This is a genomic window from Nocardia sp. CC213A (assembly GCF_030766805.1).
Lineage (GTDB): Bacteria > Actinomycetota > Actinomycetes > Mycobacteriales > Mycobacteriaceae > Nocardia > Nocardia otitidiscaviarum.
Genome location: NZ_JASFXA010000046.1, coordinates 1 through 1,181, shown reverse-complemented (window position 1 = coordinate 1,181; position 1,181 = coordinate 1). Strand labels below are relative to the sequence as shown.

Genomic DNA, 1,181 nt, shown 5'->3' with positions numbered 1-1,181 from the left:
GGTTTCGGCCTTGTCCATGTGTTGAGGTGTCGGCGGTCGTGTCGGGTTCGGGGTGTTGCCGCAGAGATGTGAAGAGATGAGTGTGGTGGCGTTGGGTGTCTTACCTGGCTTGCGCTGACGCCGGGTCGGGTGCCGCGCGCTTCTATCCCAGCCGACGGACTGGCTGGGGTTGCGTTCTCGAGATGGTTGTTACCGGGGTGGTTGTTATTGGCGTAAGTGATCGCCTCGGGTCGGGTCCGGCCGCTGGGCGTTTTGCGGGGGCACCGTGCGGGCGTGATGATCTGAGCGGTCGTGGTGGTCGGTGGCGTTTCGGTCGATCCGTCGCGGGAACGGGCGATCACACGCACCCGCACCCTGTCGACCCAACGGCGGAGGCATCGGCCGATCGACGGCCGAGGGCTTCGGCTGGCTGAGCGTCGGGGGCGTCTGCTGCCCCTTCGTTCGAGGCGTCGGAGGGCGGCCGCTCACCGGGGGCGCCGGGTGACCCAACGACGGAGGCGTCGGCTCGCCGACCACCGGACACGCCGGCCGACCCGACACCGGCGACGACGGCCGACCCACCACCGAAGGCGACGGCTGACCCGGCACCGGCGACGACGGCTGACCCACCACCGAAGGCGACGGCCGACCCGACACCGGCTGACTCAGTGTTGGAGGTGTCGGTTGGCCGACCACCGAGGGCGTCGACCGTGCGAGCGCAGCGGACATCGGCTGGCCGAGCATTGGGGATGCCGATTGGCTGAGCGTCGGCGGCGACTGCCCACCCGAGGCACCGGTGAGCCACTGCTCCGGATGATGATGCAGATTCACCCGAGGAACCCGACCCGGATCGATCCGCGTCGGGGGTGCCCACACGACACGACCCGGATACCGGCCACTGCCGACACCACCGCCACGGTTGCCGCCGCCACCGAGGCCGCCGCCGATACCGCCGATGCTGCCGCCGCCGATATTGCCGCTGCGGCTGCCGCTGCTGCCGTCGTCGCTGCCGCTGCTGTTGCCGCCGTTGCCGTTGCCGTTGCTGTTGCTGTTGCCACCGGCGATGCCGTGGCTGTAGCCGCGTCCGAGGGTGGCCCACCCCGTCGGATCCTCGACATCCTCGGGAATCTGGGCGTGGCAGCGATCGCACACCAACGTCAGGTTCTCGATATCGGTACGACCACCCCGCAACCACGGCACCA

The 1,181-nt window shown here is 69.5% G+C and carries 1 protein-coding gene; it reads right to left on the bottom strand.

The annotated features are described in order from the left end of the window. Positions 1–204 precede the first annotated feature (204 nt). On the bottom strand, positions 205–1,179 hold the full coding sequence (locus tag QJS31_RS37485; RefSeq protein WP_372341846.1) for an HNH endonuclease: 975 nt from the start codon (positions 1,177–1,179) through the stop codon (positions 205–207). Between the last annotated feature and the right edge of the window lie 2 nt (positions 1,180–1,181).